We start from the raw sequence: 25,222 nt of genomic DNA on the forward strand, positions 1-25,222 counted from the left end.
AGGTTCCCTCCCGTCGGCTATGTCCAGATTCAAGGCGATCATGAGCGCCGATTAACCATTGCTCCGCTATCAAGGAACCTCATCCCCAGCCCTGGTGGGTAAGCGGCCCGGTCCATTTGGCAGTTCTTACGAGGTGGTGCGACAAAATGCCGCGCGGCAATTTGCCGCATTCTCAAATCGACGCTTCCGCACTATGCTTTGGCTTGGCTTCCATACACTAGCTTGCGGGTGGTGATAAGTGACCTACAGCTTGCATATCAAAGCTATTCTAAGTTTATTAATGGTAACCGCCACCCTGGGCCAGGCGGCCCAACCGGCAGCAAAAATACGGAATATTGCAAACCCTGCGGCCCTCGGCGCTCAGTCCCCTCGCTTTGCCGTGCTCCCGGCTGGTGGCATATTGATGAGCTGGGTAGAACCCTTTCCCGACGGTCATGCCCTCAAGTATGGCGTACTGCGCGATGGACGGTGGATCAACAAGGGCGAAGCCGCGCGCGGTAATGACTGGTTCGTCAACTGGAGCGATTTTCCATCTGTGGTACCCATTGACGAGTCCTTTTGGGTGGCGCATTGGCTAATCAATAAAGAAGGGGAGAACGCCTATCACTACGATATTGCCATATCCGTTTCCCCGGATGCCGGCATGACCTGGAGTGCTCCCCGTCCACCGCATCGCAGCCCTACAGCGGCGCAATATGGTTTTGCCACGATATTCCCCCTGCATGAAAGTGCCGGCGTGATCTGGCTGGATGGACGCGATCGGCGCAAGCGGGATGCCGGTGGCAAATCGGCTTTCACTTTACGCTATGCACGCATTCATCGCGATGGCAGCATGGATAGCGAGCAGATCATCGACAACAGTACATGCACGTGCTGCTGGACAACAGTATCGGTAACACCAGCCGGTCCAGTTGCAGCCTGGCGTGGCCGCACGGAGAACGAGATCCGCGATCACCGGGTGGCGCGTTTGCTTGGTGACGCATGGTCAGCACCTGCGCCGCTGGGTAAAGAGGAATGGCAAATTGATGGATGCCCGGTCAACGGACCCATGTTGAGTGCCCGCGGCATGCAAGTTGCCGCTGCGTGGTTTACCGCTCAGGGCGACCGGCCCCGCGTAAACGCCGCATTCTCCACTGACGGCGGGCAGAGTTTCGGTCAGACGATGGAAGTGGATGGGAAAAACCCGACTGGACGCGTTGGACTAGCCTGGATCGATGACCGTACCGCAGTCATTTCCTGGATTACGGCGCCAGACCTGGCCACAATGAAAGCCCATCTGGTGCTACGCAAGTTGTATACCGATGGCTCATCCGGTCGGTTGATACGCCTTGCGGAAATCAGTGCCGGACGAGATAGCGGCGTGCCGCAAATGGTTGCGGACGGTTCAAATTTCTTATTCTCATGGACGGGTGAAGCTCCCGATCATGGCGTCCATATGATATCCGTCTCCCGGGACTGGCTAAGAAACCTCTAAAGAACGTAAGAAACCTCTAAACAAGTTCGATGTAGAGGGGAGCTTTAGATAAAACAGGCCCTCCTTTCGGATACCCTGCCATTTTAAGTCACAAGCTACACTCTCTCCTTTTGTCACCTTACCACTGGCACTGATTCCAGTCTCCCGTGTAGGCAGGACTCTTGAAGCTGCGCCACATGGACCATGAACGTCAACTCCCTCAGATGCTGGATAAACCGTGCTATGCGGGTATTTGCTGTTGATATATCAACAATATCCATCAGCCTGTCGATTTGTTGCTGCCTTCGGTTTATTGGGACCTGAGTCCTGCCTTCTCCCCGCCGCGTGCGCCCAAGACTCGCCGTGATTTAACTCTGTAACGTAGTTCGATTTACGGCAGGGCCCGAGCGGTCCGTCTATAACAGTATAGTAGCCGCAGATTCCTTTGATTCCGAGAGTGAGTAACCGCCCCTTTCTTGTGTATGCCGATGAAAAACGCTTCCTTCTTGCTATTCATGTGGTCATTGCTGTTTACGGCGGGCTCGCTTGCGGATTCGCTGAAGGGTAAGGACATTGAAGTTCAGGTCAACATGGCTGGGGAAAATATCATCATTGACCTTAATTTTGCTGTTCCAGCAACCCGCCAGGAGGTCTGGGACGTACTGACCGACTTCGAAAACATGGCTGATTTTGTCACTAACATGAAGGAGAGCAAGGTGATCAGTGTTTCTGAAGCCACGCTTAGGATTTTCCAGCGCGGCGCTGGGAGTTACGGCCTTCTGCGCTATCCGTTCGAGTCAACACGGGAAGTAAGATTGATTCCTTACCATGAAATACGGTCGCACCTGATCAGTGGCAATATGCGCAAATTGGACGGTGCTACTTATCTGATTGACGAAGGCGGACAAACTCGTGTGATCCATCGTAGCGATGCCATCCCGAAAGTCTGGATCCCTGCGGCAGTGGGAAAGATCTTCATCGAGATTGAAATGCGCGAGCAGTTCAATGAAATGCGAAATGAGATAATCAAGAGAAAACGGGCCTCCGCTTCTTCGACACCACCCCAAAACTCCGCTAGCGGAATTTAATGCTGCTTTCCTGCTGGTTGAGCACGAAAGGTAGTGTAGTGCTTGAAACTGGCGGAGTGAATATTTGCGCTAGTTGATTTTTTATCATGAAAAAAATTCTGTTGTTGCTATGCTTGCTGACGCTCGCGGCGTGCGCCGCCCGAAAGCCAGTGGAGGGATTCGATAGTGATTTTGATGGTGACAAATCTTGGGCTGAACTGCAGGTACAATTGCCTGCTTACCCCAAAGCGGAGAATCTGCTGCCATTTGACGCCGGCCCGGCCAGCAATAATCTTCATTACATTGATGCTCCCTCTATCGTCGTCGGAGAGGATGGCATAGTGCGCTACACGCTGGTAATCAAATCACCCCAAGGAGCGGTGAACGTGAGCTACGAGGGTATGCGGTGTGCAACCGATGGCGTGAGAGAGAGCGCGAGACTGAAAATATTGATACTTAAATTTCAGATTTCCGAAAAAAGGCTCTATGCCATTGGCCGTGACGACAGGACCTGGGTACGGACGCGGGAATCAAAATGGGAGGAACTTCAAGATATCTCTCAGCATTATGCGCAACGGGCGCTTTCCAGATACTTCTTCTGCCCGGCTAATGTCATTGTAAGAAATGAGAAAGAGGCCATTCAAGCGTTGAAGAGAGGCAGCCATCCACGCGTGATTCAGTAGCCAGCGATATATACTGAACTCTCATGTTGAAAAGCCCATCGCGACAGGCAGCGCCGTGTCGGGTTGCGACTTTCGCGGTGTGGCACAGCGCTGCATACTTTCGTCACTGGCGCAGTCGGGTATGACGGGCTTGAATACCCCTGGTGGCGCGTCGCCTGGGATTGTTCTTTTGAATCCGCGTGACCAAAAACCCGGACCAGTTGGTTGCAGATGTCTCCGTATGCCTGAGCCCAGGAATTGTGCCTTTGCTATTTACGACCCTGGGTCCGCTCGGTCTTGTGGCAAAGCGCAAGAAGGTGGGCATCTGAAAACAGGTTGTGCTCTAGCGAACTGACTCAATAGTACAGGAATTCATGTCCGGCTCAATGCTCTGCTTCACACCGCAGCAAACGTTTTCCGCACTCCTACAAAGTTCTCCATCCCATCGGTCAGGAGCCTTGCCCGAGCCTCAGCAGATTCGGCATGTCCAGCAATCCAAGCACGTCCAGGCCTTCCAGTGAGAGGCAACTCAGCCTTCAAATCGCATATAACCACCGGGCGGTCAGGCTCACCAGCACTATAAATATACCAAAAACAAAGCGGGAAGTGTCGAGCGGCATTTTCATTTCCTCCAGAAATCATCAGAGGAAAATCTAGCATCATCGTTTTCTAATCCCAACCAATAAAAAATGAATAGCTTATCAATCGGTACCGAATAAAGCTGGCAAGAGCGAAGTCTCAGAGCGAAAGTTTTTTACCACATCGAGACTTAGGGTCGGATAACTACAATGTGCCAACAGAACGGTATGAATCACAAAAAAGCTTTAATCTGATTCTTTAGCTGTACTAACAAGTATTTCCTCCCCAACCCGCTCCCGGCGGGTTTTGTTTATCCGGATATGTGGGTCAATTGCCTGCGAAAATCCAGCTCGACCGGCGCATCGGCCATCCAGGACGAGGCGCAATGCTTTATGCATAGCTTGAGGATGACACGCCAGCTGCAGGAACAATTATCCCAGCGGACCCTCTAATCTTTCCTTAATATTAATGGCGCTTGCCAAGGCAATAATTCAACCTGCACATGAAGAGTCCAGAATTCACGCCCCCCGCTCCTGGTGAGCGAAAAAACATTCTTTCCGAAATGCGGAATCGGAAAATGGCTAGATCACCTCATGCTTATGTACGAGGAAACACGGCCAAGTTTTACGAATGGCTGGAAGAGAAGACGATGCGATTTCCATCGGGACCCGCTATTTGGATTTGCGGCGATTGTCACTCAGGGAACCTCGGTCCCATCGCCAATCATGAAGGAAAAGTTGACATACAGATCAGGGATCTTGACCAAGCCGTTATTGGAAACCCGGCACACGACTTGATACGGCTCGGGTTATCTCTTGCTTCGGCCGTACGTGGATCCGGCTTGCCGGGTATTATCACTGCACAACTAATCGAAAACTTAATGTCAGGTTATGAGCATGCATTCGATATTCGGGATGAACCAGAATCGAAGCCAATCAAAACTCCAACATCTATAAAAATCGCAAAAAGAAAAGCAACCAGGCGGACCTGGAAGGAGTTAGCTAAGGAACGGTTGGAGCAATCCTCTCCACTTATCCCGCTGGGAAAAAATTTTTGGCCGCTTTCTCCGGAGGAGAGAGAGTCCATCAAAAAATTATTCGAGCTAAAAACCGTAACACACCTCGTGACTTCGCTACGTCTGAAGGATGACAACGCGGTTGTAAAGCTCCTCGATGCCGCATACTGGCAAAAAGGTTGCAGTTCGTTGGGAAACCTTCGCTATGCTGTGCTGCTTCAAATACAAAACAGTGCTTCCGATGAAAAAACGTTTTGCCTGATGGACATCAAGGAAGCAACGTTGCCAGTTGCGCCGAAGCAACAGGGTCAATTGATACCGGGTGAACATGCCGATCGGGTTGTCGCAGCGGCCCGGCATCTTTCGCCCCACCTGGGAGAAAGAATGGCGGCAGCACGCTTCCTGGATAAATCGGTGTTCCTAAGGGAGCTACTTCCCCAGGATATGAAAATTGAAGTCGGCAGCTTGACGGAAGACGAAGCGAGGGAACTCGCGAGGTACTTGGGGGCGATAGTTGGAAGAGCACATCTGGGGCAGATGGATGTTTCCACCAAAAAAATGTGGTTTAGCGAACTTCAGAAAAATCGATTTAAAACCCTGGATGCCCCTTCGTGGCTTTGGACAAGTATCGTGCATTTGATTACAAATCATGAAGGGCAGTACCTCGAGCATTGCCGAAAATACTCAGTGGGGAAAAACGAGCATGACTAATTCAGCAGTATTTCCGATCATTCAAATTTGACCTGCATAAAATGTAATTCATAGGCATCGGGATCGAAGGTTAATTCAGCACATATTTGCTGAACTATTTCGCGGCCGTGTCCATCCTGAAGCTCCTGGCGTGGCGAAGAGCGAAACGCTCCTGCTTGCGCTGCAGCTAGGACTAGGTGATGTAGCGGTCATTCTCCCTGACAAGCCTGAGCGTATCTTCCCCGTTACGCGATATCAGCTGCTTAATCGGTTTTTGCAGGGTGGTCTGTCATATCGTACAGCTGAGATATAACAAACAGAAATGCCGTGGGTCGACGGTCGTCATGCAGTACTGCCAGGTGGTAAATGACTGAAACGCCCCGGGATTTGAGGAGGCTCCAACATCTGAGAGAATGGAGCCATGAAAAAATCAAACAAGTTTTCCCCCGAGGTACGTGAGCGTGCGGTACACATGGTGCTCGAACACCGCGGCGAGTACTCCTCCATGTGGACAGCCATCGAGTCTATTGCGCCCAAGATAGGGTGTGTGCCACAGACATTGAACGAATGGGTGCGCAAGCACGAGGTCGAGACCGGCATGCGCAATGGGGTGACGAGCGCTGAAAGGGAGCGGGTAAAAGCGCTAGAGCGCGAAGTGAAAGAATTGCGAAAAGCCAACGAGATATTGAAACTGGCCAGTGCGTTTTTCGCCCAGGCGGAGCTCGACCGCCGATTCAAGTCTTGAGAGCGTTCATTGATGCGCATCGGGATGTCTGCGGGGTCGAGCCGATTTGTAAGGTGTTGCAGATTGCCCCGTCAGGCTACTGGCGCTACGCTGCGCAGCAAAGGAATCCAGAATTGCGTTGCGCACGCGCCAAGCGTGATGACATGCTGATGCCGGAAATTCAACGTGTTTGGCAGGCCAATATGCAGGTCTATGGCGCTGATAAAGTCTGGCATCAGCTCAATCGCGAACATGACCACGTGGCACGTTGTACGGTTGAACGCTTGATGCGGCGCATGGGGCTGCAAGGCGTACAACGGGGTAAAACCGTACGCACCACGATTCCTGACACATCGGTCCCATGCCCGCTGGACAAGGTCAATCGGCAATTCAAAGCGGAACACCCAAATCAGCTATGGGTTTCGGACTTTACCCATGTTTCGACTTGGCAAGGCTGGTTGTACGTGGCCTTCGTCATTGACGTATTTGCCCGGCGTATCGTAGGTTGGCGCGTGAGCAGTTCCATGCACACGGGCTTCGTACTCGATGCGCTGGAGCAGGCGCTCTATGCTCGCCAGCCAAAGCTCTCCGATGGCTTGATCCACCACAGCGATAGAGGCTCCCAGTATGTCTCTATCCGCTATACCGAGCGTCTAGCCGAAGCAGGTATTGAACCCTCGGTGGGCAGCCGGGGAGACAGTTACGACAATGCCTTGGCTGAAACCATCAACGGCCTGTACAAAGCCGAATTGATACACCGACGTGCGCCCTGGAAGACAAAAGCGGCGGTGGAACTGGCCACCCTGGAATGGGTATCGTGGTTCAACCATCAACGTCTGCTCGAACCCATCGGTTATATTCCACCGGCTGAGGCCGAGGAAAATTATTATCGACAGCAGGCAGAAAAGGCCACGGTAGAGGTCTAACTTAAACCAACCAGCCTCCATGAAATCCAGGGCGGTTCAGACAGCTCAAGCAAGGCTGCTTGAGCTATCACTAATTGAAATACCAGTTACTGTTTTTTTACAGGAACATTATTTACATCGTGATTTTCGTAAGTGAAACCACCGGTACCGTTCCAGTTATTATCAATAGCCATATTGGCAGTGAATTTAGCCAGGTAAGATCCGATTGCGGGAGGTGGAAAACTTTGAACATATTCACCTTCAAGTGAAACGACTTGGGTAACGGTGCCGAATCCAGTAGGGCGAATTTGTCCAGTTACATTTTTTACAACGATAACTCCATTTGGAGAAGCAAGTGCTTGGGTAATTTCGACTGTACCGGATACGGTATGTGCTCCCGGAACAACCACTAATGAAAAATGCATGATTGGAGCGCCGGGCATTCCAACATTTCCTACGGTTCCAGTTACTAAATAAGCTCCGATCAGTGAACTCTCATACTGGGTTTTTTGGGCTACTTCTGTCATAACGAAACCTTATAAGTTATTTGTCCTACTCATGAGGCTTTTCGGAATACGCCCCCGTTTTAACTCCATGTACGGACCATGCCCGCGTATTAAAAGATACTATCGTTCATAGGCGGAAGCTGATCCTAATCCGCTTTCTTGCGAAGCAAAGCAATAAATACAATTGAAATTCCCCGCCTATTCTCTCCTTGGCTCGGTGCGCAGAGGCGTGCCGATTGCACTTCTCAATTCCAAATACGCAAGATTTCGAAATCTTCCCGCTCGTAGGCGCCGAGCACCTGCTTGAATTCCCCGCTTTCACTAGACACTTTTGAGCCGGTTGCTATACTGCTTTTTCGAACTCTACTGGAGACAGGCTATTGTTGTAGCCATGTCGCCTGCTGTCCTGGCCCAACCGCGCCCTGACTTGGCTGGTGTTCAAGCGCGAGCGCAATGGCAATAGATTAAACGAGTGAAGGAGAACCACATGGCAATTTCAGTGATTGCAGTGGATCCCAATCAAACCATTCCACCCGGCCTGGCAGCGGGGGGCCTCACGATCCTCAGCGGGATTGTGGAATGTGTTTTCAAGGGCGATACTCCAGGGGCGATCAGCAGGGATACGTTGACTTTCACTGTCGGGCCCGTGAATTTAGGTCCCGTTGGGCCGATAGCAAGCTGCACCATGTCCCTAGCGAGTTTCGCATATGATGGCGCGGTGAGTGATGCGCTATGGGCCGTCGACAGCGCACGCGTGCCGGCCTTCGTCGACGTGGACAGGGGCAGCGGGACGGCACAACTGGAAGTAGTCGGTAACTTGGCGGTCAGGGGTCCGAACGGGATCATTCTTCGGGTCAATTACATCGTCTTTTATGTGTCATCGTGACGGCAAGGGTATCAACCGCGAAATTTAAAGCAAGGCGGCATGCGCTGGGACATCCCGCAAAAACACTTCACTCCTTCCGGTATGTCGTCATCAATCGCCTGTACGGGATCATGCGGGAGCGCCTACTGGTAGCGGAAATTACCGGCGAGCGTCGTCGGGGCCACCACGTGTTGGCGTGTTGATCAACGTGTATCTCGATCCGATCGAAACAAGCCGGCCAGCGGAGACGCAATCCTCATTTCGGGGCCAATGCATGATCTCGGGTTAAGCCTCGATTCATGCTCTGAAAAGGCTTGAAGGGAAGAACGCCGTCCCATGAGCTTCGAGCACCGTGGAGACGCTACTTATGGGGATGACAGATGAGTCTCTGCACTGCTTCCGCATCCGATGAGCCCGCGATCATGGCTGCGCCAGCCGCTGCCCCATGCGCCGAGCACGTTCGCCCCATGGTGCTGGCGGCGACAATACTCGCTTCCGGTATGGTCTTCATTGACAGCACAGTCGTCAATGTTGCCCTGCCGGCGCTGCAGCATGAATTCAGCGCAAGCGCAGGACAGGTCCAGTGGGTTATCGAATCATATGCGCTGTTTCTGGCGGCCCTGCTGTTGGCAGGCGGCAGCGCTGGCGACCGGTACGGCCGGCGCCGGGTATTTCTGGCCGGCGTCATGCTGTTCGCCGCGGCATCCGTATGGTGTGGCATGGCAGCCAGCATCCAGCAGCTCATCTGCGCCAGGGCCGTGCAGGGCGTGGGTGGAGCACTACTGGTGCCGGGCAGCCTTGCGCTGATCAGCGCCTCGTTCCCAACGGATGTTCGTGGCAAAGCCATCGGCACCTGGTCCGGCTATACCGCAATCACCGCCGCACTGGGACCGGTGACAGGCGGCTTTCTAATAGAGCAGTGGTCATGGCGTGCCGCCTTTCTAGTCAATATCCCGCTGGCGCTGGCAGTGCTATTCCTCACTTTGCGCTACGTACCTGAAAGCCGGGGCAGGGAAAAGGGGCGCCTGGACTGGCTGGGCGCTGCATTGGCCAGCATCAGTCTTGGCGCGCTGGTATTCGCTCTTATTCTGTCCTCTACCGCCGGCTGGCTCGATTTGGGGGTTGCCGGTTCCTTTTTACTGGCTGCGGTCGCTTCAGTGGCTTTTGTGCTGCAGGAGCGTGGGCATCCCGCGCCCTTGCTTTCGCTGCAGCTTTTCCGTTCGCACGACTTTTCCGGGGCCAATTTGCTCACGCTGCTTCTATATGCCGCCCTGGGCGGAAGTTTGTATTTTCTGCCGCTCAACCTGATACAGGTGCAGGGCTATACTGCAGTGGAGGCGGGCGCCGCCTTGCTGCCCTTCATACTCACCATGTTCCTGTTGTCGCGCTGGGCAGGCGCGCTGGTAGACCGTTACGGCGCGAAGAAACCGTTGATGATCGGCCCGGCTATTGCTGCGCTGGGGTTTGGCCTATTCGCATTGCCAGCGACCGGTGGAAGCTATTGGCTTACGTTCTTCCCGGCTGTAATGGTTCTGGGCCTGGGCATGGCGATCAGCGTGTCGCCGCTCACGACCACCGTGATGAATGCCCTGGACAGCAGCCAGGCCGGCGCTGCGTCCGGCATCAACAATGCCGTCTCGCGGCTTGCTGCGCTGCTGGCGATTGCGCTGTTTGGCATCGTGATGAGCGTGGCCTTCCGGCATGCGATAGCTGATCTCGAACACAAAGTGTCGCCCGGGGTGAGCAGGGAAGTCTTTGCGCATTGGGACAGGCTAGCCGGGATCGACGTGCCGGCCGCAGCGACTCGGGACGAACAAATTACTGTAAAGGCCGATGTCGGTGATGCTTTCGTCTATGGATTTCGTTGGGTCATGCTTTTGTCGGCTGTGCTGGCGCTGGCAAGTTCCTATAGTGCATGGCGGCTCATAGGGCAGCGTGGTCAACACCGATCGGACCAGTTTTATGGCGAATAGCTATAGCTAAAGGCCTGGACTGAACTGATCCACAGGACCACGAGGAGGACCGTTCCATCAATGGTTGAGAACCACGGCATCTGCCAGCCGATGCGTTTATGGAACGCTTCGATCTCGTCCACCGGGGCACGCGAGACGAAGACCAGCGCGGTGTCGCACGCGTGAAGATGCGTCAGATGCGGAGTTGCCTGAGGACACCGCTCCCGTTAATTGACGTCGGAATATTACCATCTGATCACTTCTTTCTGGCCGGGGGGTAGTCTGCGAATGCCTTAGCGATTCCCGTGTCGGCCATTTTTAGATTCTCCTCCTGGCTCCCCGACAATGTTCCCACAATCGTCGCGCGCCACACCAACTCTTTTTTCGACGACTCAACCAGATCCACGATCAAGGTACCTTCCTGATACTCATAGGTGGTCACATCACCCCCATAGCCGCCTGCCCCATATCTGCCACCATAGGGATAGTTGGGCCCCCACCCGTACCTGCCACCATAGGCGCCCGCCGGCATGCCGGTACTCTCAACACGTTGCTTGTCCTTTACACCCACCCAAAAATGTACCAACAGGTCAGAACGCTCTTCCGAGCCGACTCGCTGTAGCCCCTTGGCGGTCAACTGCTGACCGACCATCGCTTCGATCCGCTTCCGTAAGAGCGAATTGTCCAACACTCCACCCTGATCTTTATCCGTCAGCCCCGTGAAAGCAAATGTGCGAAAAGCGGGAAAGTCGGCGGACGGATCAAAATCCGTGAGAACCTTCGACGGTCCCGCACAACCGGCAGCTAACAGCCCCAGGGCCAGCGATACGAGCCAGAATCTGATATTCATCTTCTATCTCCCTTATATTGGGGGTCTCGTGCAGAACACACTAACCCAGAACGTATACTGAATTCCAACTTGGAATGGACAGGAAAATCCGATGGGCTTAATCGCATGTTTCAACCGGATAACCTATCGCGGGTTCAAATTCGAAGTGCAACCGCTGATAGTGGCTTACTGTATCGCATTCCGCCCCAAATCATCCTAAATTCCGTGGTCGGCGGGAATAAAGTATACGGTTTTTGGGGTATAGGGTAAGGCACAACGACTCAGAAGGGCATTTCATTCCAAGGGCTATGCACGTGATTTTCCCTCGATTTTTCGTCCTCCAACAGGTGTGGTTCATGCTACCAATTGTTCGTTCTGCTGAGCAGCGAGCCAGTCATCAAGGAGCTGCATCGGCGGCTTGTAGCCCAGCGTCGGGGGGGCGCGGTCTCCGATTGTAGAATACCTCGATATACTCGACGCTCGTCAATGTCATCGCTGCTCGTGTTTCATAGCGCAGCCCATGCGCACGCTCGTTCTTGAGACTATTGAACCAGCTTTCGGTCGGGGCGTTATCCCAACAATTCCCCTTGCAGCTCATCGAGCAAACCATACCGCATTCCTTCAGCTTGTCCTGGAAGGCAAGACTGGCGTACTGACTGCCCCGGACGCCCTTCTAAATATCAAGTGGCAACTTGGACCTGGTCGATCTGGCGGTTTGGCTGCCATATGGTGTAAAAGACTTCCCGAGCGATATAGCGCCAAGGAGGCAGGACAAGCAAAGCTGCTTGTCGCGTTCACCGAAGACCTGATGGATTTGTGGGGAGACCTCCTTGAAAAATGCCCGGTTGCATGGCCGCTCAACATGAGGCTTGGAAGCGTATGACTGGTGCTGAGGAATATGTTTTGAAGGTCGGGCTGACCCACCGCGAGGAACTAGCAGTAAGGCAACAATAGCGTCATTAATCGGGTCGGAAGCTGCCTAACGATGGATCTGGGCTTGCGCGGCCACGGCCAGACTTTTGATGATGCCCTGTTGCAGTACCTGTTGCCGCTGGGCAGGTAGCATATCAACCTCACCGGCGATTACCTCTGGCGCAGCAGCGCCAAAATCAGCGGTAGCATGTTCAGGCCGCTACGGTCACTGCAACCGACTTAGCGTGCTTTATTGTCTGATTTCTGATGCAACCGCTTGTTTGACAGAGGATAAAACGCTAAGGTTGAATACACGTATCTTTCCAACTCAGGAGAACCAAGATGGCCAGCAAAAACACGATTTGCCTCTGGTACGACGGCACCGCCTTGGATGCTGCGAAGTTCTACGCGGAGACGTTCCCGAACAGCGCAGTGGGGGCGATCCATCGCGCGCCTGGCGACTATCCTTCGGGCAAACAGGGCGATGTCTTGACAGTCGAATTCTCGGTAATGGGCATCCCTTGTCTCGGCCTGAACGGGGGCCCAGCGTTCAAGCACAACGAGGCATTCTCGTTCCAGGTTGCGACCGACGACCAGGCCGAAACGGACCGCTTGTGGAACGCGATTGTCGGAAATGGGGGCCAAGAAAGCGCATGCGGCTGGTGCAAGGACAAGTGGGGACTGTCGTGGCAGATCACGCCACGCGCCCTGACCACCGCGATCGCCGATCCTGATCCAGCCGCGGCCAAGCGCGCGTTCGAAGCCATGATGGAAATGAGAAAGATCGACATAGCTGTGATTGAAGCGGCTCGACGTGGCTGACGCTTCCGATGGCTAACCCGTATCGCCGCGCCTGCGTGCTTGTGTTGGCGGGAATGGCTGCTTTGGGTGGGAGCAGAGCATTCACGATCTGATACATCCTGCAGATCTATTCATAATTTGTACAATTTAATTTTCTGATACAAGGAATTTGCCCATGCTCTTTTATCTAATGCTACTCAACAGGAGCCACTATATTCGCGACGCCATTGTAATGCTCAACCTCGTGGCGCTCTTCTTGATCAATTTTTCCGCCATTGCCAGCGATCCTGATGTGCCCGTTGCGGGCCGTACTACAATTGCGCGGCAAGCTGCCGAATGGAACAGTGATGGCAAACCGGTGAAACTCGATTTCGATTTCGGGGATTTCAAGGCGTGGGCGCGGCGCGACGGCTCGTGGAATGCCGAAGGAACTGTGCAGCATCGGGGCTTGAGGTGTACAACCTACACCCTACTTCTCCGAGTGGGCCACGGTAACCCTGGCTGCACGGATGTACACTGGTTTCGGGAACCTGTGCCCGTGGCCAGTACACAAGTCTGCAACAACGCTCCCGCAATGCTCTCTGGCGGTAACCTGGAATTCCGCGATGCCGCACGTTTTGACGAAATCACCTGCGCGGAACGTATAATCTCATGCAGTGGCACCTGCAAGTAGGGGTAACATGCACACAGCTGCCAAACCCGCCACTTAATTCTTGGGGTACTAAAGGAGTCAGTTCGCAAAACGGAAAAATTGTACCCCAGTGAAGTGAATTAATAAATCAAGGACTTACCAAAGCGCATGAGCATTGATTTTTGAGATGATTTTGAATTCTTGGAACATTATTCCCATCAATAACTTGTAAGACGTTAACGTGCTTTAAATTCCGTTTCGTGAGCTGACGATTGCCTCACATTGAGAAACACCCCCACAGGTGTGGGGAAGACCCCGGTAAATCCGCGCTTCGCTCATCGCAGTTCAGGAAACACCCCCACGGACGTGGGGAAGACTCAAGTCATCACCCCAGAGACCTGTCATATAGGGAAACACCCCCACGGACGTGGGGAAGACAGTGTGCGTGGAGACAGCCCAGATTGTTCTATGGAAACACCCCCACGGACGTGGGGAAGACCAGACCTTGCCCAAAGCATCCCAATAAGCATGAGAAACACCCCCACGGACGTGGGGAAGACTGAAGCGAGCGTGGCGGTATCGACCGGGCTTTGGAAACACCCCCACGGACGTGGGGAAGACATCCCAAGTAGTGGTATCGGGGTCGCTCGTCGGGAAACACCCCCACGGACGTGGGGAAGACGGAGCGCGGTGCTTCTTGCGATGGGTTACTTCAGAAACACCCCCACGGACGTGGGGAAGACCCCGGCGGACTGGGAGCCACCACTTGGAACAAAAGAAACACCCCCACGGACGTGGGGAAGACCGAATGTTCGGCAGATGCCACGCGTTGATGTAGGAAACACCCCCACGGACGTGGGGAAGACCGACATCATATCCATGATCCCACGCCAGCATTGGAAACACCCCCACGGACGTGGGGAAGACCCGTCCAGCTCGTCACGATCCCATTGATACCAAGAAACACCCCCACGGACGTGGGGAAGACACACCAGTCTCAGGGTCGTTATCCACCCCATCAGAAACACCCCCACGGACGTGGGGAAGACATACTTTTGGACATACTTTTGGACATACCCTAGGAAACACCCCCACGGACGTGGGGAAGACCAACGTCGACTGCGTAAAAAGAGTCCGGATCGGGAAACACCCCCACGGACGTGGGGAAGACAATGGTATATCGTCATCCATATCTGCGAAGCCAGAAACACCCCCACGGACGTGGGGAAGACCCGGTGAAATGGGCACCGTGATGCTTTACCGGAGAAACACCCCCACGGACGTGGGGAAGACGCCTTAAAGAGATTAAAGATTGGTACAAGCGTAGAAACACCCCCACGGACGTGGGGAAGACGCATAGAACGAATCGGCTGCGTTGGCTAATAGGGAAACACCCCCACGGACGTGGGGAAGACCCGGAAACGCCGCCTTGCATCCATCCATATTTAGAAACACCCCCACGGACGTGGGGAAGACCTTTCTATAACTACACTCCGGTCCTTGTAGTAGGAAACACCCCCACGGACGTGGGGAAGACCCACAGCAGCACCACCAATCTCATCACGGAGCAGAAACACCCCCACGGACGTGGGGAAGACCCGATGCCAGTACGAAGGCAATGCGGCGGGCTGGAAACACCCCCACGGACGTGGGGAAGACGTTTACCGACATGGGACACGGAAAGCTCGATGAGAAACACCCCCACGGACGTGGGGAAGACGTGCGTTGGGGCCATATCCGCGAACGGCGCCTAGAAACACCCCCACGGACGTGGGGAAGACTGCGCTCGTGCCTGTATGACACGCTGGATCTGAGAAACACCCCCACGGACGTGGGGAAGACTAGTGCCGGTTAACGTGACCGCCACAGACAATAGAAACACCCCCACGGACGTGGGGAAGACCGCTTTCTCGCGATCCTCTGCCTTCCACTGATGGAAACACCCCCACGGACGTGGGGAAGACTCGTTACCGCGTCACCGCTCGCCATGTACTTTGGAAACACCCCCACGGACGTGGGGAAGACCAATCAACGTCGGCGTCACCTGATGCAGAACTGGAAACACCCCCACGGACGTGGGGAAGACCCGTATCTGGGCTTCACGGTCAAGGTCGGGAAGGAAACACCCCCACGGACGTGGGGAAGACCTTGTAGCTTACGGGCGGGATAACGCTGTGGCAGAAACACCCCCACGGACGTGGGGAAGACTCAACTATGTCCGCTGAGCTAAGGTAGGGCGAAGAAACACCCCCACGGACGTGGGGAAGACCAGATTGTCCGCCCCTTGAGGCGCGGTGAGGCGGAAACACCCCCACGGACGTGGGGAAGACGGCCGTACGCTTGCCGCTTCAATCCGATAAGGGGAAACACCCCCACGGACGTGGGGAAGACTGCCGCAACCCTGGCCAGCGGTGCGAACACTTAGAAACACCCCCACGGACGTGGGGAAGACTCGCTGTTCAGATGTCGGTGTAGCATACTTTCGGAAACACCCCCACGGACGTGGGGAAGACTCGGTGAAGATCGCGCCAGCCGTAACCGATTCAGAAACACCCCCACGGACGTGGGGAAGACTCAATCTTTCCTTCATCTCAGGCTTAACCTGTGGAAACACCCCCACGGACGTGGGGAAGACCGATAACCCTCCACTTCGGCCTTGAGCTTTATAGAAACACCCCCACGGACGTGGGGAAGACGAGCCCGATCAGACGAAGAAAACGAAGGATGTAGAAACACCCCCACGGACGTGGGGAAGACATTCCAGACCCTCCGATTCTTCGAGCGGGCTTAGAAACACCCCCACGGACGTGGGGAAGACCCGTAAGCTACTAGGCATATCGGTGCGCCAGAAGAAACACCCCCACGGACGTGGGGAAGACACCAACAAATTGTTAAGGAACGTTACTATAACACTATGGGTTGTGTTTCAGTAATCGAGCCGTCCGAGACGGCCCGGACTTAAACGCTACAAAATAAGGAACCCCGCCCGCGAAGCAGCAGGGTATTTCTCATAATGTTTAGTCAATTTACGACGACGACACAGGCGGGAGAAATATATCCCGAAGGGATCAGGCCAAGGGCCCGAACAATATTTGTTTCTCGATCACCAATTGCAAGCCGGAAATCTCGATGAGATCGCGCCGGGTATCGCCGATGCCGCGAATCTCATAACCCGGCGTTTCCGGAATCCGGCGGAAAATCATCAGGCCGCTTTCGCGCGGGCAGTGATCGTGCAGATAGTCCACTACTTTCCTCGCAACAGCGTCCTTGACGCCGGAAACGAATACATTGGGGCGCGGTTCGATAAACCAGAGCTTCATTCGCCCGCGCACGGCAGGCGGCAGATCATTGGCAATCACTACGAGCATTTTTCACTCCTAACATAGCCTCGATGTCCTGGCCTATCTTGCCCAATAAATCCGTTTCAATGACGCGTTGGCGAAAAGCAGCGGACACTTTGTGTTTGTTGTAGCGTCCAGCCATCTCAAGCGTAAGCGCGAAAGCCAGATCTATGCAAAGATGCTCTTTGTATAGATCTGCTAGATCATAAACAAATGGCAGAGGACTGCCAGAATGAATAAAGCCGATGTGTGGAGAGTAGCCCATGCTATGCACGCATGAACTTAAAATACCGTAGAGCGCGGCATTGGTAGCGGTAAGCACCTGGTTGGTGATATCGCCCATTTCGAATTTGCCGGGGGTAAAACTCCGCCCTTTCCAGCCCACACCGTACTTCTGTCCGTTTTGTTCGTATAACGCGCGCACGCGGTAGCCTTCCATGCCCATCATTTCCGGCAGCGATTTGCCGGTCAGATCCGCTTCGGAGAAACGCCGGGCAAACATGCGCCGCGCAACTTCCACCGATTTTTTCGGATCGGCGGAAAGTTTGAGTTGTGCGCGCATGTTGCGTGTATCGGCGGCGGGGGCTTGCCCGCTAGCGTAAAACAGGAGGCTATCCTCTCCCACCCAGCACACGCCGCAATTGGATTGCGCGATAACTTTTACAGCTTCGTGGGTAATGCTGGTGCCCGGACCCAACAATAGACAGTTGAGCGTCGCAATCGGCAAACGTACCATATTAGCTTCACAGTCTATCCATTTGACACTGGAGTCATCGATTTCAAGCCGGCCACGCTCAAGGTAGATGAAAGGATATTTGTCTTTGACCTGAGGCAGGCTATCGCGAGTGACCTTGATGAGGAGGCGATTGGACGGCGCTGTGGGCCACGCGGCCTCATCCCGCATGAATCACGCTCACCTGACGGTCGCCGTAACGTTTGTCTTCACCAAACTGCAAGGGAACGTCGTTGATGGTAAAAACCTCGTCCGCCTCGCCCTCACTGCACGCGCCGTGCAGTACCCGGAAATCCTCGACGCGGTTTTTTTGCCTGCCAATGGAAGCGGCCTGTTCCAGCGCTGCTGTTTCATCGTCATAGGTTCCGCGATAAATAAAATCGGTCGGCACGCAACTCTTGCGCCCGAGATAGATATCCCAGGCCGGATTTTGCAGAGCGAGTGCAACGACTTCGGCTTTATCAATGGGCACTTCCAGCACCACGGCAAATGCAGCATCTTGCAAGTAGTAGCGGTAGGTCATTTTATTGCCACCGCCATCGCTTTTTCGAGGTTTTCCATCACGTTTGTAAGGTTCTAACAATGCCTGCCATGGATCATTCAGATCGTAACCCGCACCGACCATATGAAAATCGCGTAACAGAGGCTCTCTATCCCGTTTGCTAGCGCCGGCTGCGGTTTGTTTGCCGCGTACAAAAGAGACCACGGTTTGACCGAGTGCGGCAAACTCTGCCAGAAGCGCCCGTTGTTCACCGCCCGCGCCTAACGCGGCGCATACCAGGCCCAACACGCCCGACTTGGTAGGGAAAGACAGCGTATCCCGCCGCCCGAATTTGGAGTCATGCCCCCACGACTGTAGCGGGGCTTCCAGCCATAACAATAGGTAAGGATCACGCATTCGCTTTGGCGTTGGCTACGCTCTCCGTGGAATGATGATTGAGCGCGGCGATCAGGTCATCGACGGTAAAGCTTTCGTCCTGTCCATAGGTATATTCCGCCTGCTTGCCGAACAGGCTACCGTGCAGCTTTTCCTGCTTGGCCAAGTAGCCGGTCATGGCCTCAATACTTGGCTGGAGATAACCGCCGTCCTTCGCTTTGACCGCCGTTTCGAATGGCACTTGCAACCGTTGACCCTTGCGGACCAGCACCTTGGCGAATTCCCAAGGCGAGGCGCCGGACTGAGTGGCCTGACGCGCGGCAGGCACCGCAATGAATAGCGCCTTGGTAAAGTTCTCGACCGCTTCGGGCAGGTTTTGCCCAGCCAGGGTTTGGCAAAGCTGGCCCAGATCCAGGCTCACATAGCGGTAATAAGTTGCGGAGTTGAATTCAAGGCTGCCCATATGCGCGGAACCCGGTTCCGTTGCAAGATCATCCAGCGCAGTGAAAAATTCAACCTCATTGCTGACTTTGTGGGTGGAGATGGCATGGGAAAACGAGGCGGCGGCCTCGACATTCAGGTCGGCCGCCTGGGCTACCATGCGCCCGAAAAATGCGATATCCAACGCGTCAATTGCCTTGGACGCACTGCCGATCAAATCTGCTATTTCTTTGGCTTGCTTTTTCTGCTCCTTTTGAGTAATAGCTTCATTCTGGTTAAACCCTTTTGCTGCAAAGGCATCGGCAATGATTGCAACCTCATGCGGGCTTAGGAAAAGTAAGGTGTCTGATTTCTCGGAATTTGATTCCGCTTCGATTTCTTCCACTTCATTTTCAATGACGGCTTCCTTGCCTTTTTTTGATTTCTTTCCTTCCTTTTTCTTGATAAACGCACCTTCAATCTTGTCACCACAGGCCTGCGCTTGTTCGGGTGTTGCGCCTTTTGCAATACAGGCATCAGAAATCAACCTACCGATGAATTTGGTCCGGGTACCATAAATCCCCCCTAGTTCATGCATCACCATGCGCACCGGGCGCTTCCACGCCTGCGAGCTGACACGGGCGCGCTGCAAGCCGCCGACCATGGCGGTTTTAGGCGCGCCCACATCGTCGCGGTTGAGGCAGGTAACCGGGAAGGATTGCAGGATGTGAAACTCGATGCGCAGATTCTTGAAAGGGTTATTGATCGTCATTTTGTACCTTCTAAGTGTATGAAATTGAATGCAGGGGGAATTAAATAGCGTGCAGGGGCACGATTTGCAGCAGCCCGAAGCCGAATGCGCGGCCTCGGCCTATGCCGTCGGTGAAACTCTTGGTAAAGCAATCTTTGTCCATGACCGAGAGTTCACCTTTGAGCGTGGCGCTGCCATGCGTAATGGTCGTGCCGGATTTCTCAAAGGTCTGTACGCTGAGTTGCTCCGTTTGCAGGTTTTCGGAATTGACGCCGAACCCCCAGGAGTTCGGCGCACGCGCCTTGAACCATTGCTCGATGGCTTCGCGCCCCCGAATGGGCACCACTTTTCCTGTTTTCTTGTCGCGCTTGCCGGGATTGAGTTTGACTTCAAAGGCATAACGTTCGTGAGCGAGGAAATCCCGATGAACGGCCTTTGTATCTACCTTGCCAAACTGGGGGGTTTGATGCGGCTTGCGGTTGGACAGCATCAGGATATGGCGCGTATTGAAATCCCCGCCCTTGTCAGCGTAGACGATGCCGCTGCGGGCGCTGGCCTCCTTCTCGGCATCGGAACGAGTGTCTTCGAACAGCCCATACACGGCCCTGTGCAGGGCATACGCATCCTTGATCCCAAGGATGTGTACGTCGGCTCGGCTCAGACGGAGCACGCTCGCATAAGCCAGGACGTCTTTATTCATCCTTTTCCCCGTTTCCCTGTTTCCCGTAAAAATTCTGCGCCCAGCGTGCCTTGATATGTGCCCGGCTGTCGTCATAACCAAACCTGAGCAAATCGTTCAGCAGGGTGGCATAGTCGGGAACGATATCGCCCCGTGATTCAATGAGACCCAACAACGGCCGTAAAATACGGCAGGTCTCCGGCACGGAATCGCAGGCTAATAAACGGCGCAGCTTCGCTTTAGCCTGGTCGCTGGCATTGCCGTCCTCGTAACAGTGTGCAATGGCTTGACCGATATTGGCCGTGCCATTTTTCTCGATTTTCGCCCGGGCAATAGCAGCAGCAACGGTGGCGTGGGGCAAGCGCTGGTTTTCATATTCCAGGTTTATGCGAAAACCTGCCAGCATCTCCCAGCTCTGGTATTCGGTCGCCGGGTTGTCGGCGCGCTTGAGTGCAGCCCGTATTCCGTTGTCAGCCTGACAGCGGTTGATGATGTAATCCACGAAAGCCAGGCTTCTACTGCGAGATGAGCCGGTTTTCTGCAATGCGTCTTGGGTATCGGTACTCATGCTGCTTCCTTGCCGGGGTTTTTGAGATACTTGCTTAAATTGGGCCGATTTTTTGCCCAGGCGTCGAGCTGGCGGGCGGTGTCCTTGGGACAATAGGTGTCATAGGCTTTGAGGGCAAACAGGGCGAAAGTCCGGCGCATGGCGTGGGCTTGGTCCGCATCGCCACAAGCACTCACCAGATCCTGAAACCGGCGCTCGCATAGTTGCCAGAAGAGATTGCTGGCTTGCTCACCCTGCTCTTTGGCTTTCTTATTCTGGTTTTTAAAATAACTGACGGTTGCCCAGTCAACCGTTTTGGAGAGGCTTTCCATCTCGTTCATTTCCTCTGATAGGCCGCTAAACCACCTACTCCTATCTTCACCTGTAATTGAATTAGGAGCAGGTAAAATAACGTACGATTCAATGAAGTCGTCATCCTGTTTTACCGATTGATCGCCACTTGACCCTCTCACCTTTAATCCGCCTGACCAGACGCCTATAGGTTTATCACGCAACTTCACTCTTTGGAATCCAAATCTGATTTGCAAACATTCGAAACCCTTTTGATTTCCGGCATTCAAAAATGAAAGCAAAGATGTCAACATACGCCAAGGCTTTTTATCCACATCCAACCAGAGAGCTCTGATGGATTCACCTCCACGATCCAGACTAATACTTGGCTCAAACCATCCTTCTTTATGGCTTGGATACTGAATCCCTTCGATATAAAGAATGCCCTCGTCTTTCAAGAGCATAAATCTGGACATCGCAACTAAACATCCCATGTAAGAATTTATTAACTGCATGGAAATTTCACAACTTTCCCCAGAAGGCATTTCTTCCCACGGAGCTGCGCCCAACCCGCTTGTCCAGATTTTGATGCCCTGAATTTTTTCCAAAGTAAGCAAATTCAACCAAATGGTTTCCTGTATCGAATCGCCGATGAGATAAGAATGGAGATAGCCCACGTAGTTACCTAGGCCCGGTGCAGACTTGGCTGAAACGGTTTTGCCCTGATAGCGCGGTGTCAACGGCGGAATATTCTTGTGAATCCGCTTACCCCCCAATGCGAGATTCATCATGGTTATGATGAAAACTGCTTTTTCTGCATCTCCCAGTTTTCTTTCCAATTGAGCCTGATTCAAAATCGTATTGTTATCGGACGGCACGTCCGGATAAAAACCCGAGCCAAAGGATTTAGGTTCCTCATCTTTTATTAAACGATTCAAGACGGGCATCTGCAAAAATGGTTTTTCACCGTAGAGGTAAAACCGGCCATGCCACTTGTCGAGATATTCAAGGCACTTGATTGCCAGGCCTTCCGGCTTGAGGCCTGCCCAGTCGTCATCGTCTTCGGGTGTACAGGCAGCTTGGGCAATAGCCAACAGAAGTTTGGTCAAGGCGATTTTTTGTACCGGATTTCCGCCGAGCGCGCGGTATTCCGGATGGCTGAACAACTGCATCAGGCTGACTCGCCCCGCGTCTACAACAGGAATCCAGGGCTCGTCGATAAGGTTAAACCGGTTTTCAATCATATTTTTGTTCCTGTTTTTGTAGTTCTGTACCCGACTACGTTGTCATAAGAGACATGGTAGTTGGGATTCGCCATGCCGTTGTCGAGCAATTTGACCGACCCGCTTTCGTCGACCAGTGCCACCCGCAACATGACGCTTTCCTCATATTCCGGTCTGCCCAGGTAGAAATAATCCCCGAGCCATTCAATGCGTTTTTTACTGACTGCGCTTGGCGCGAGATAATCGGCAACTTTCAATGTGTTTTGCATCAGCTTGGCGCTGATCTTGCGCCACTGTTTGCGTTGCAGCGCACGTCCGTTGTGCGGGAGCCATAGTCTTTCATCGTTGAGTAACGTAACCCGGGTCCCTTTCCCCACAGAGTCGTGCGAACAAGCGCGAAACAGCAGTACTTCGGTGGATTCGATCTCGTTGTGCCGGGTCTGGGCTTTTTCTTCTGGCTGCGTGGTGCCGCCTTTCGACAGTCCCTGTAACGCAAGGCCTGCTAGCCGCCCGCGCGTGGTCTCCAGGTTGTGAAGGTGCCGTGCCATGTGCTCGTTCTCATCCTGAGCGGCGTAGGTGGCTTCGATTAGCTCGCGAATCTGTCCCGGCAGGCGAACTTGGGAAATATCCCGCCAGACGGTAAGGCTGCGGCACAGCACGTAGGGCGCATAAACCTTCGCCGTTGCACCGAAGGCCAGCTCGGGGGATACGACGGCGGTTGGCAGATGAGGGGAGAGTATCCACGCCTCGCGTTGCGCCGTCGCCGGGCGCGCAGTCTCCGAGTGCCGCCACAAACGGCCCAACCTCTGCAAGAGCATATCGGTAGGGGCAATGCGGGTAACCAGGAAATCTGCGTCGATATCGAGGGATTGCTCAAGCACTTGCGTGCCGACGAGAATACGCCCTTGCTGTCCGCGAGTATCAGCAGCGTCCTTGCCAAAAAAAGTGACCCATGCATCTTCAATGGCGCCGCGATCCGCTTTAGTAAAACGCGAGTGCAGCAGGCCGCAGGAAACGCCCATTCCAGGAGTGCGGGCAGCAAGCTTCTGATAGATGTCCTGCGCGTCCTGTATGGAGTTTTCTATCCACAATATCTGCTGTCCTTCTTCGGCCCGGCGCAAAACCTCTTCAATGGCATCGTTTTCCGGATGATGAGCAACGGCCACCAACACATCGGGAATCTGTTCCACGGCAATTTCCATCGCACCGACATCGACAGGATCGCGACTATGGGGTTGGGCGGTAATCAAAGGATAAGGGCTCAAGGGGCAAGCAGTTTTTTGCGGCGCCATGCCCAGCAGTTTGTCCCTGCGTTCCCGAGTCAGGGTGGCGCTCAGGATGATGACGGTACAGTGCAGCTGGCGCAGCGCTTTAACCAGCGCATCCAGGATCGTACCGGTAAAGCTGTCGTACGAATGCACTTCATCCAGTATCACCACTTTGCCAGCCAGACCAAAGGAGCGGACAAAGCCGTGCTTGACATTCATGACCGCCATCAAGGCCTGGTCAACCGTACCCACCGCAAGGGGCGCGAGAATGCCGCGCTTGCCCTGGGCAAACCAGGCCCCGCCAGGATCGCCTTCCTCGCCCATTTCAAACTGCTTCAGCCAGGCGTTGCCGTGGACCAGCAAGGCCTGCTTGTGAGGCGAACCATCCTCTAGAACCCGCTCCAGGAATGCATTGGCGCGTTCATGGATTTTGTCGGAAGTCAGCTGAGTGGGGAGCGCGAAGTAAATACCCGTCGCTAGATTTTTTTGCAGCAATTGATAAGCCGCATACAGGGCGGCCTCGGTCTTGCCCAGCCCCATCGGGGCTTCGAGCACATACACGCCGGGCTGGTTCGCTGCCTCGATCAGCCTGGTTTGAGCGGGCTTGGGGGGAAAGCCAAATACTTCGACGAAACTTAAACCGGGTTTTAGCCGTGGCTGTATGAATCCGGCTGAATCCAATGCCTGTTCGATTCGTGGCCGCCAATCGATACCGGGGTCTTCAAACAGCGATCCGGAGCCGATCCAGTCGGAAACCGTGGTTAGTCCGGCCAGTACGCGCGCTTGAAGCCCATCGATTACTACGGGAAAATCAGCCGCCAGGGCTTGCCTGAGTTGCGACAGCAATTCAATACGCTGCGTTTGCCAAGGCTGACCGCCGAATACCTCGCTGGTGGCTTGATATAGGGCTAAGTTTGGCGAAAATCCGTGATGCTGGCCGAGAATTTCAGGTATATATTTGCCGGTTTTCTGTTCCTCCGCCGTCGCCTGGCTGACGCCGCCATGTCCTCCCCACAATTTTTCAGCGTCGGAATTAAAGCCCCTCAACGATGAAAGCACCGCCTCATTTTCTTGAGACAGCGCACTGTAAATCTTCTTTTGGAAAGTCGGGCTGACCTTGCCGATGTCGTGAGCGGCGGCAATTAATTCAGCGCCAGCAGGAAAAAGTTCTAAACGCAGCCAATCAGGCATGCGGGCCATTATCGCGCGCGCCACTTCGCCGACAATATGGCAGTGGCTAAGTACCGACTGCCCCGGCAATACTGCGCCCTCACCGGTTCTGCGTGATTTGGCCAAACATTGATTCAAGGGCAGCGGCGGCAAATTAAACGGTGCTGTTGATTTTTTTATTCCGCGGCCAAGCATTATTTCGTCCAACGAAGTTCTAAACGTCTGCCCAAAGATGTAACGCTCTCTAAGATCGCGATAATTCTTCAAAACTTAGCCTGAGCTTAAGAATCAGCTACAGCCTGGTAAAGGCGCGCGAGAGCCGCATTGTCGA

The 25,222-nt window shown here is 53.9% G+C and carries 20 protein-coding genes, 1 pseudogene, 1 CRISPR repeat array and 1 other annotated feature; of the genes and pseudogenes, 9 read left to right on the plus strand and 12 right to left on the minus strand.

The window, feature by feature from the left end; genetic code table 11:
• Nucleotides 1–238 precede the first annotated feature (238 nt).
• The 5 genes from BM022_RS09825 (at nucleotide 239) to BM022_RS09845 (ending at nucleotide 7,116) form a co-directional block, all read left to right on the plus strand.
• Complete coding sequence (locus BM022_RS09825; RefSeq protein ID WP_091138916.1) at nucleotides 239–1,474, plus strand: hypothetical protein; 1,236 nt, start codon at nucleotides 239–241, stop codon at nucleotides 1,472–1,474.
• A 467-nt stretch (nucleotides 1,475–1,941) separates the two neighbouring features.
• Entirely contained in the window at nucleotides 1,942–2,541 is a 600-nt protein-coding gene (locus tag BM022_RS09830; RefSeq protein WP_256209110.1) for an SRPBCC family protein, read from the plus strand.
• An 86-nt stretch (nucleotides 2,542–2,627) separates the two neighbouring features.
• Entirely contained in the window at nucleotides 2,628–3,203 is a 576-nt protein-coding gene (locus BM022_RS09835) for a CNP1-like family protein (RefSeq protein ID WP_091138917.1), read from the plus strand.
• Between the two features lie 1,120 nt (nucleotides 3,204–4,323).
• On the plus strand, nucleotides 4,324–5,487 hold the full coding sequence (locus BM022_RS09840; protein WP_256209117.1) for a DUF2252 family protein: 1,164 nt from the start codon (nucleotides 4,324–4,326) through the stop codon (nucleotides 5,485–5,487).
• A gap of 400 nt (nucleotides 5,488–5,887) precedes the next feature.
• Nucleotides 5,888–7,116, plus strand: a protein-coding gene (locus tag BM022_RS09845) for an IS3 family transposase (protein ID WP_091138920.1) whose coding sequence is annotated in 2 segments (ribosomal slippage) — nucleotides 5,888–6,176 and nucleotides 6,176–7,116 — 1,230 coding nt in all. Because the reading frame shifts where the segments join, the coding sequence is not laid out codon by codon here.
• Nucleotides 6,166–6,282, plus strand: a sequence feature (AL1L pseudoknot). It overlaps the preceding gene by 117 nt.
• Before the next feature lie 86 nt (nucleotides 7,117–7,202).
• Here BM022_RS09845 and BM022_RS09850 read toward each other — a convergent pair.
• Nucleotides 7,203–7,622, minus strand: a complete 420-nt coding sequence (locus BM022_RS09850; RefSeq protein WP_091138922.1) for a DUF1842 domain-containing protein — start codon at nucleotides 7,620–7,622, stop codon at nucleotides 7,203–7,205.
• Nucleotides 7,623–8,088: 466 nt separating this feature from the next.
• Between BM022_RS09850 and BM022_RS09855 the strand changes: the two genes are divergently transcribed.
• Nucleotides 8,089–8,487: a hypothetical protein gene (locus BM022_RS09855; protein ID WP_091138923.1), complete on the plus strand. Its 399-nt coding sequence runs from the start codon at nucleotides 8,089–8,091 to the stop codon at nucleotides 8,485–8,487.
• A 359-nt stretch (nucleotides 8,488–8,846) separates the two neighbouring features.
• Nucleotides 8,847–10,439, plus strand: a complete 1,593-nt coding sequence (locus BM022_RS09860) for an MFS transporter (protein WP_091138925.1) — start codon at nucleotides 8,847–8,849, stop codon at nucleotides 10,437–10,439.
• On the opposite strand, the gene BM022_RS16450 is transcribed toward BM022_RS09860, so the two are convergent.
• From BM022_RS16450 to BM022_RS09875, 3 genes and pseudogenes are all read right to left on the minus strand, one after another.
• A complete protein-coding gene (locus tag BM022_RS16450; protein WP_091138927.1) occupies nucleotides 10,427–10,615 on the minus strand; it encodes a DUF899 family protein in 189 nt (62 codons plus the stop codon). The two genes, BM022_RS09860 and BM022_RS16450, sit on opposite strands and share 13 nt — an antisense overlap.
• 59 nt (nucleotides 10,616–10,674) lie before the next feature.
• Complete coding sequence (locus BM022_RS09870; RefSeq protein ID WP_091138928.1) at nucleotides 10,675–11,268, minus strand: DUF4136 domain-containing protein; 594 nt, start codon at nucleotides 11,266–11,268, stop codon at nucleotides 10,675–10,677.
• A gap of 333 nt (nucleotides 11,269–11,601) precedes the next feature.
• Nucleotides 11,602–11,911: pseudogene (locus tag BM022_RS09875) on the minus strand (IS3 family transposase); the annotation flags it as partial.
• Between the two features lie 590 nt (nucleotides 11,912–12,501).
• Between BM022_RS09875 and BM022_RS09880 the strand changes: the two are divergent.
• Both BM022_RS09880 and BM022_RS09885 read left to right on the plus strand, forming a co-directional pair.
• Entirely contained in the window at nucleotides 12,502–12,981 is a 480-nt protein-coding gene (locus BM022_RS09880; protein ID WP_091138931.1) for a VOC family protein, read from the plus strand.
• Between the two features lie 154 nt (nucleotides 12,982–13,135).
• Entirely contained in the window at nucleotides 13,136–13,633 is a 498-nt protein-coding gene (locus tag BM022_RS09885) for a hypothetical protein (RefSeq protein ID WP_091138933.1), read from the plus strand.
• Nucleotides 13,634–13,877: 244 nt separating this feature from the next.
• A CRISPR array of direct repeats spans nucleotides 13,878–16,470; the repeat unit is 28 nt; unit sequence GAAACACCCCCACGGACGTGGGGAAGAC.
• 189 nt (nucleotides 16,471–16,659) lie between these two features.
• Here the strand turns inward: BM022_RS09885 and cas2e are convergent.
• From cas2e to cas3, 8 genes are read right to left on the minus strand one after another with little or no spacing between them, the layout of a single operon-like run.
• The gene (cas2e, locus tag BM022_RS09890; protein ID WP_091138935.1) at nucleotides 16,660–16,959 is read right to left on the minus strand and encodes a type I-E CRISPR-associated endoribonuclease Cas2e; all 300 of its coding nucleotides are present in this window, start codon (nucleotides 16,957–16,959) and stop codon (nucleotides 16,660–16,662) included.
• A complete protein-coding gene (gene cas1e / locus BM022_RS09895) occupies nucleotides 16,937–17,836 on the minus strand; it encodes a type I-E CRISPR-associated endonuclease Cas1e (RefSeq protein ID WP_091138937.1) in 900 nt (299 codons plus the stop codon). Before cas1e ends, cas2e begins: the two co-directional genes overlap by 23 nt.
• Complete coding sequence (gene cas5e, locus BM022_RS09900; RefSeq protein WP_091138939.1) at nucleotides 17,826–18,563, minus strand: type I-E CRISPR-associated protein Cas5/CasD; 738 nt, start codon at nucleotides 18,561–18,563, stop codon at nucleotides 17,826–17,828. Before cas5e ends, cas1e begins: the two co-directional genes overlap by 11 nt.
• Nucleotides 18,556–19,734 carry a type I-E CRISPR-associated protein Cas7/Cse4/CasC gene (gene cas7e, locus BM022_RS09905; RefSeq protein ID WP_091138940.1) on the minus strand — a complete coding sequence of 393 codons (1,179 nt, stop codon included), beginning with the start codon at nucleotides 19,732–19,734 and terminating at the stop codon, nucleotides 18,556–18,558. Before cas7e ends, cas5e begins: the two co-directional genes overlap by 8 nt.
• Before the next feature lie 40 nt (nucleotides 19,735–19,774).
• Nucleotides 19,775–20,413 (minus strand): type I-E CRISPR-associated protein Cas6/Cse3/CasE, encoded by a 639-nt coding sequence (gene cas6e / locus BM022_RS09910; RefSeq protein ID WP_091138942.1) that lies wholly within the window; start codon nucleotides 20,411–20,413, stop codon nucleotides 19,775–19,777.
• Nucleotides 20,406–20,960, minus strand: coding sequence for a type I-E CRISPR-associated protein Cse2/CasB (casB, locus tag BM022_RS09915; RefSeq protein WP_091138944.1), 555 nt, complete (start codon nucleotides 20,958–20,960; stop codon nucleotides 20,406–20,408). The genes cas6e and casB overlap by 8 nt, the downstream gene beginning before the upstream one ends.
• Nucleotides 20,957–22,474, minus strand: coding sequence for a type I-E CRISPR-associated protein Cse1/CasA (casA, locus tag BM022_RS09920; protein WP_091138946.1), 1,518 nt, complete (start codon nucleotides 22,472–22,474; stop codon nucleotides 20,957–20,959). Before casA ends, casB begins: the two co-directional genes overlap by 4 nt.
• Nucleotides 22,471–25,029 carry a CRISPR-associated helicase Cas3' gene (gene cas3, locus BM022_RS09925; protein WP_218146871.1) on the minus strand — a complete coding sequence of 853 codons (2,559 nt, stop codon included), beginning with the start codon at nucleotides 25,027–25,029 and terminating at the stop codon, nucleotides 22,471–22,473. The genes casA and cas3 overlap by 4 nt, the downstream gene beginning before the upstream one ends.
• Nucleotides 25,030–25,222 lie beyond the last annotated feature (193 nt).

Source organism: Nitrosospira sp. Nsp14 (assembly GCF_900113575.1).
Lineage (GTDB): Bacteria > Pseudomonadota > Gammaproteobacteria > Burkholderiales > Nitrosomonadaceae > Nitrosospira.

Bases quoted from the DNA above. Each gene is read 5' to 3' on its own strand.
- BM022_RS09840 (WP_256209117.1), top strand. From the start codon at position 4,324: ATGCGGAATCGGAAAATGGCTAGATCACCTCATGCTTATGTACGAGGA.
- BM022_RS09835 (WP_091138917.1), top strand. From the start codon at position 2,628: ATGAAAAAAATTCTGTTGTTGCTATGCTTGCTGACGCTCGCGGCGTGC.
- cas6e (WP_091138942.1), bottom strand. From the start codon at position 20,413: ATGAATAAAGACGTCCTGGCTTATGCGAGCGTGCTCCGTCTGAGCCGA.
- BM022_RS09830 (WP_256209110.1), top strand. From the start codon at position 1,942: ATGAAAAACGCTTCCTTCTTGCTATTCATGTGGTCATTGCTGTTTACG.
- cas5e (WP_091138939.1), bottom strand. From the start codon at position 18,563: ATGCGTGATCCTTACCTATTGTTATGGCTGGAAGCCCCGCTACAGTCG.
- BM022_RS09870 (WP_091138928.1), bottom strand. From the start codon at position 11,268: ATGAATATCAGATTCTGGCTCGTATCGCTGGCCCTGGGGCTGTTAGCT.
- casB (WP_091138944.1), bottom strand. From the start codon at position 20,960: ATGAGTACCGATACCCAAGACGCATTGCAGAAAACCGGCTCATCTCGC.
- BM022_RS09860 (WP_091138925.1), top strand. From the start codon at position 8,847: ATGAGTCTCTGCACTGCTTCCGCATCCGATGAGCCCGCGATCATGGCT.
- cas7e (WP_091138940.1), bottom strand. From the start codon at position 19,734: ATGACGATCAATAACCCTTTCAAGAATCTGCGCATCGAGTTTCACATC.
- BM022_RS09880 (WP_091138931.1), top strand. From the start codon at position 12,502: ATGGCCAGCAAAAACACGATTTGCCTCTGGTACGACGGCACCGCCTTG.
- BM022_RS09885 (WP_091138933.1), top strand. From the start codon at position 13,136: ATGCTCTTTTATCTAATGCTACTCAACAGGAGCCACTATATTCGCGAC.
- BM022_RS09855 (WP_091138923.1), top strand. From the start codon at position 8,089: ATGGCAATTTCAGTGATTGCAGTGGATCCCAATCAAACCATTCCACCC.
- BM022_RS09850 (WP_091138922.1), bottom strand. From the start codon at position 7,622: ATGACAGAAGTAGCCCAAAAAACCCAGTATGAGAGTTCACTGATCGGA.
- cas1e (WP_091138937.1), bottom strand. From the start codon at position 17,836: ATGCGGGATGAGGCCGCGTGGCCCACAGCGCCGTCCAATCGCCTCCTC.
- casA (WP_091138946.1), bottom strand. From the start codon at position 22,474: ATGATTGAAAACCGGTTTAACCTTATCGACGAGCCCTGGATTCCTGTT.
- cas2e (WP_091138935.1), bottom strand. From the start codon at position 16,959: ATGCTCGTAGTGATTGCCAATGATCTGCCGCCTGCCGTGCGCGGGCGA.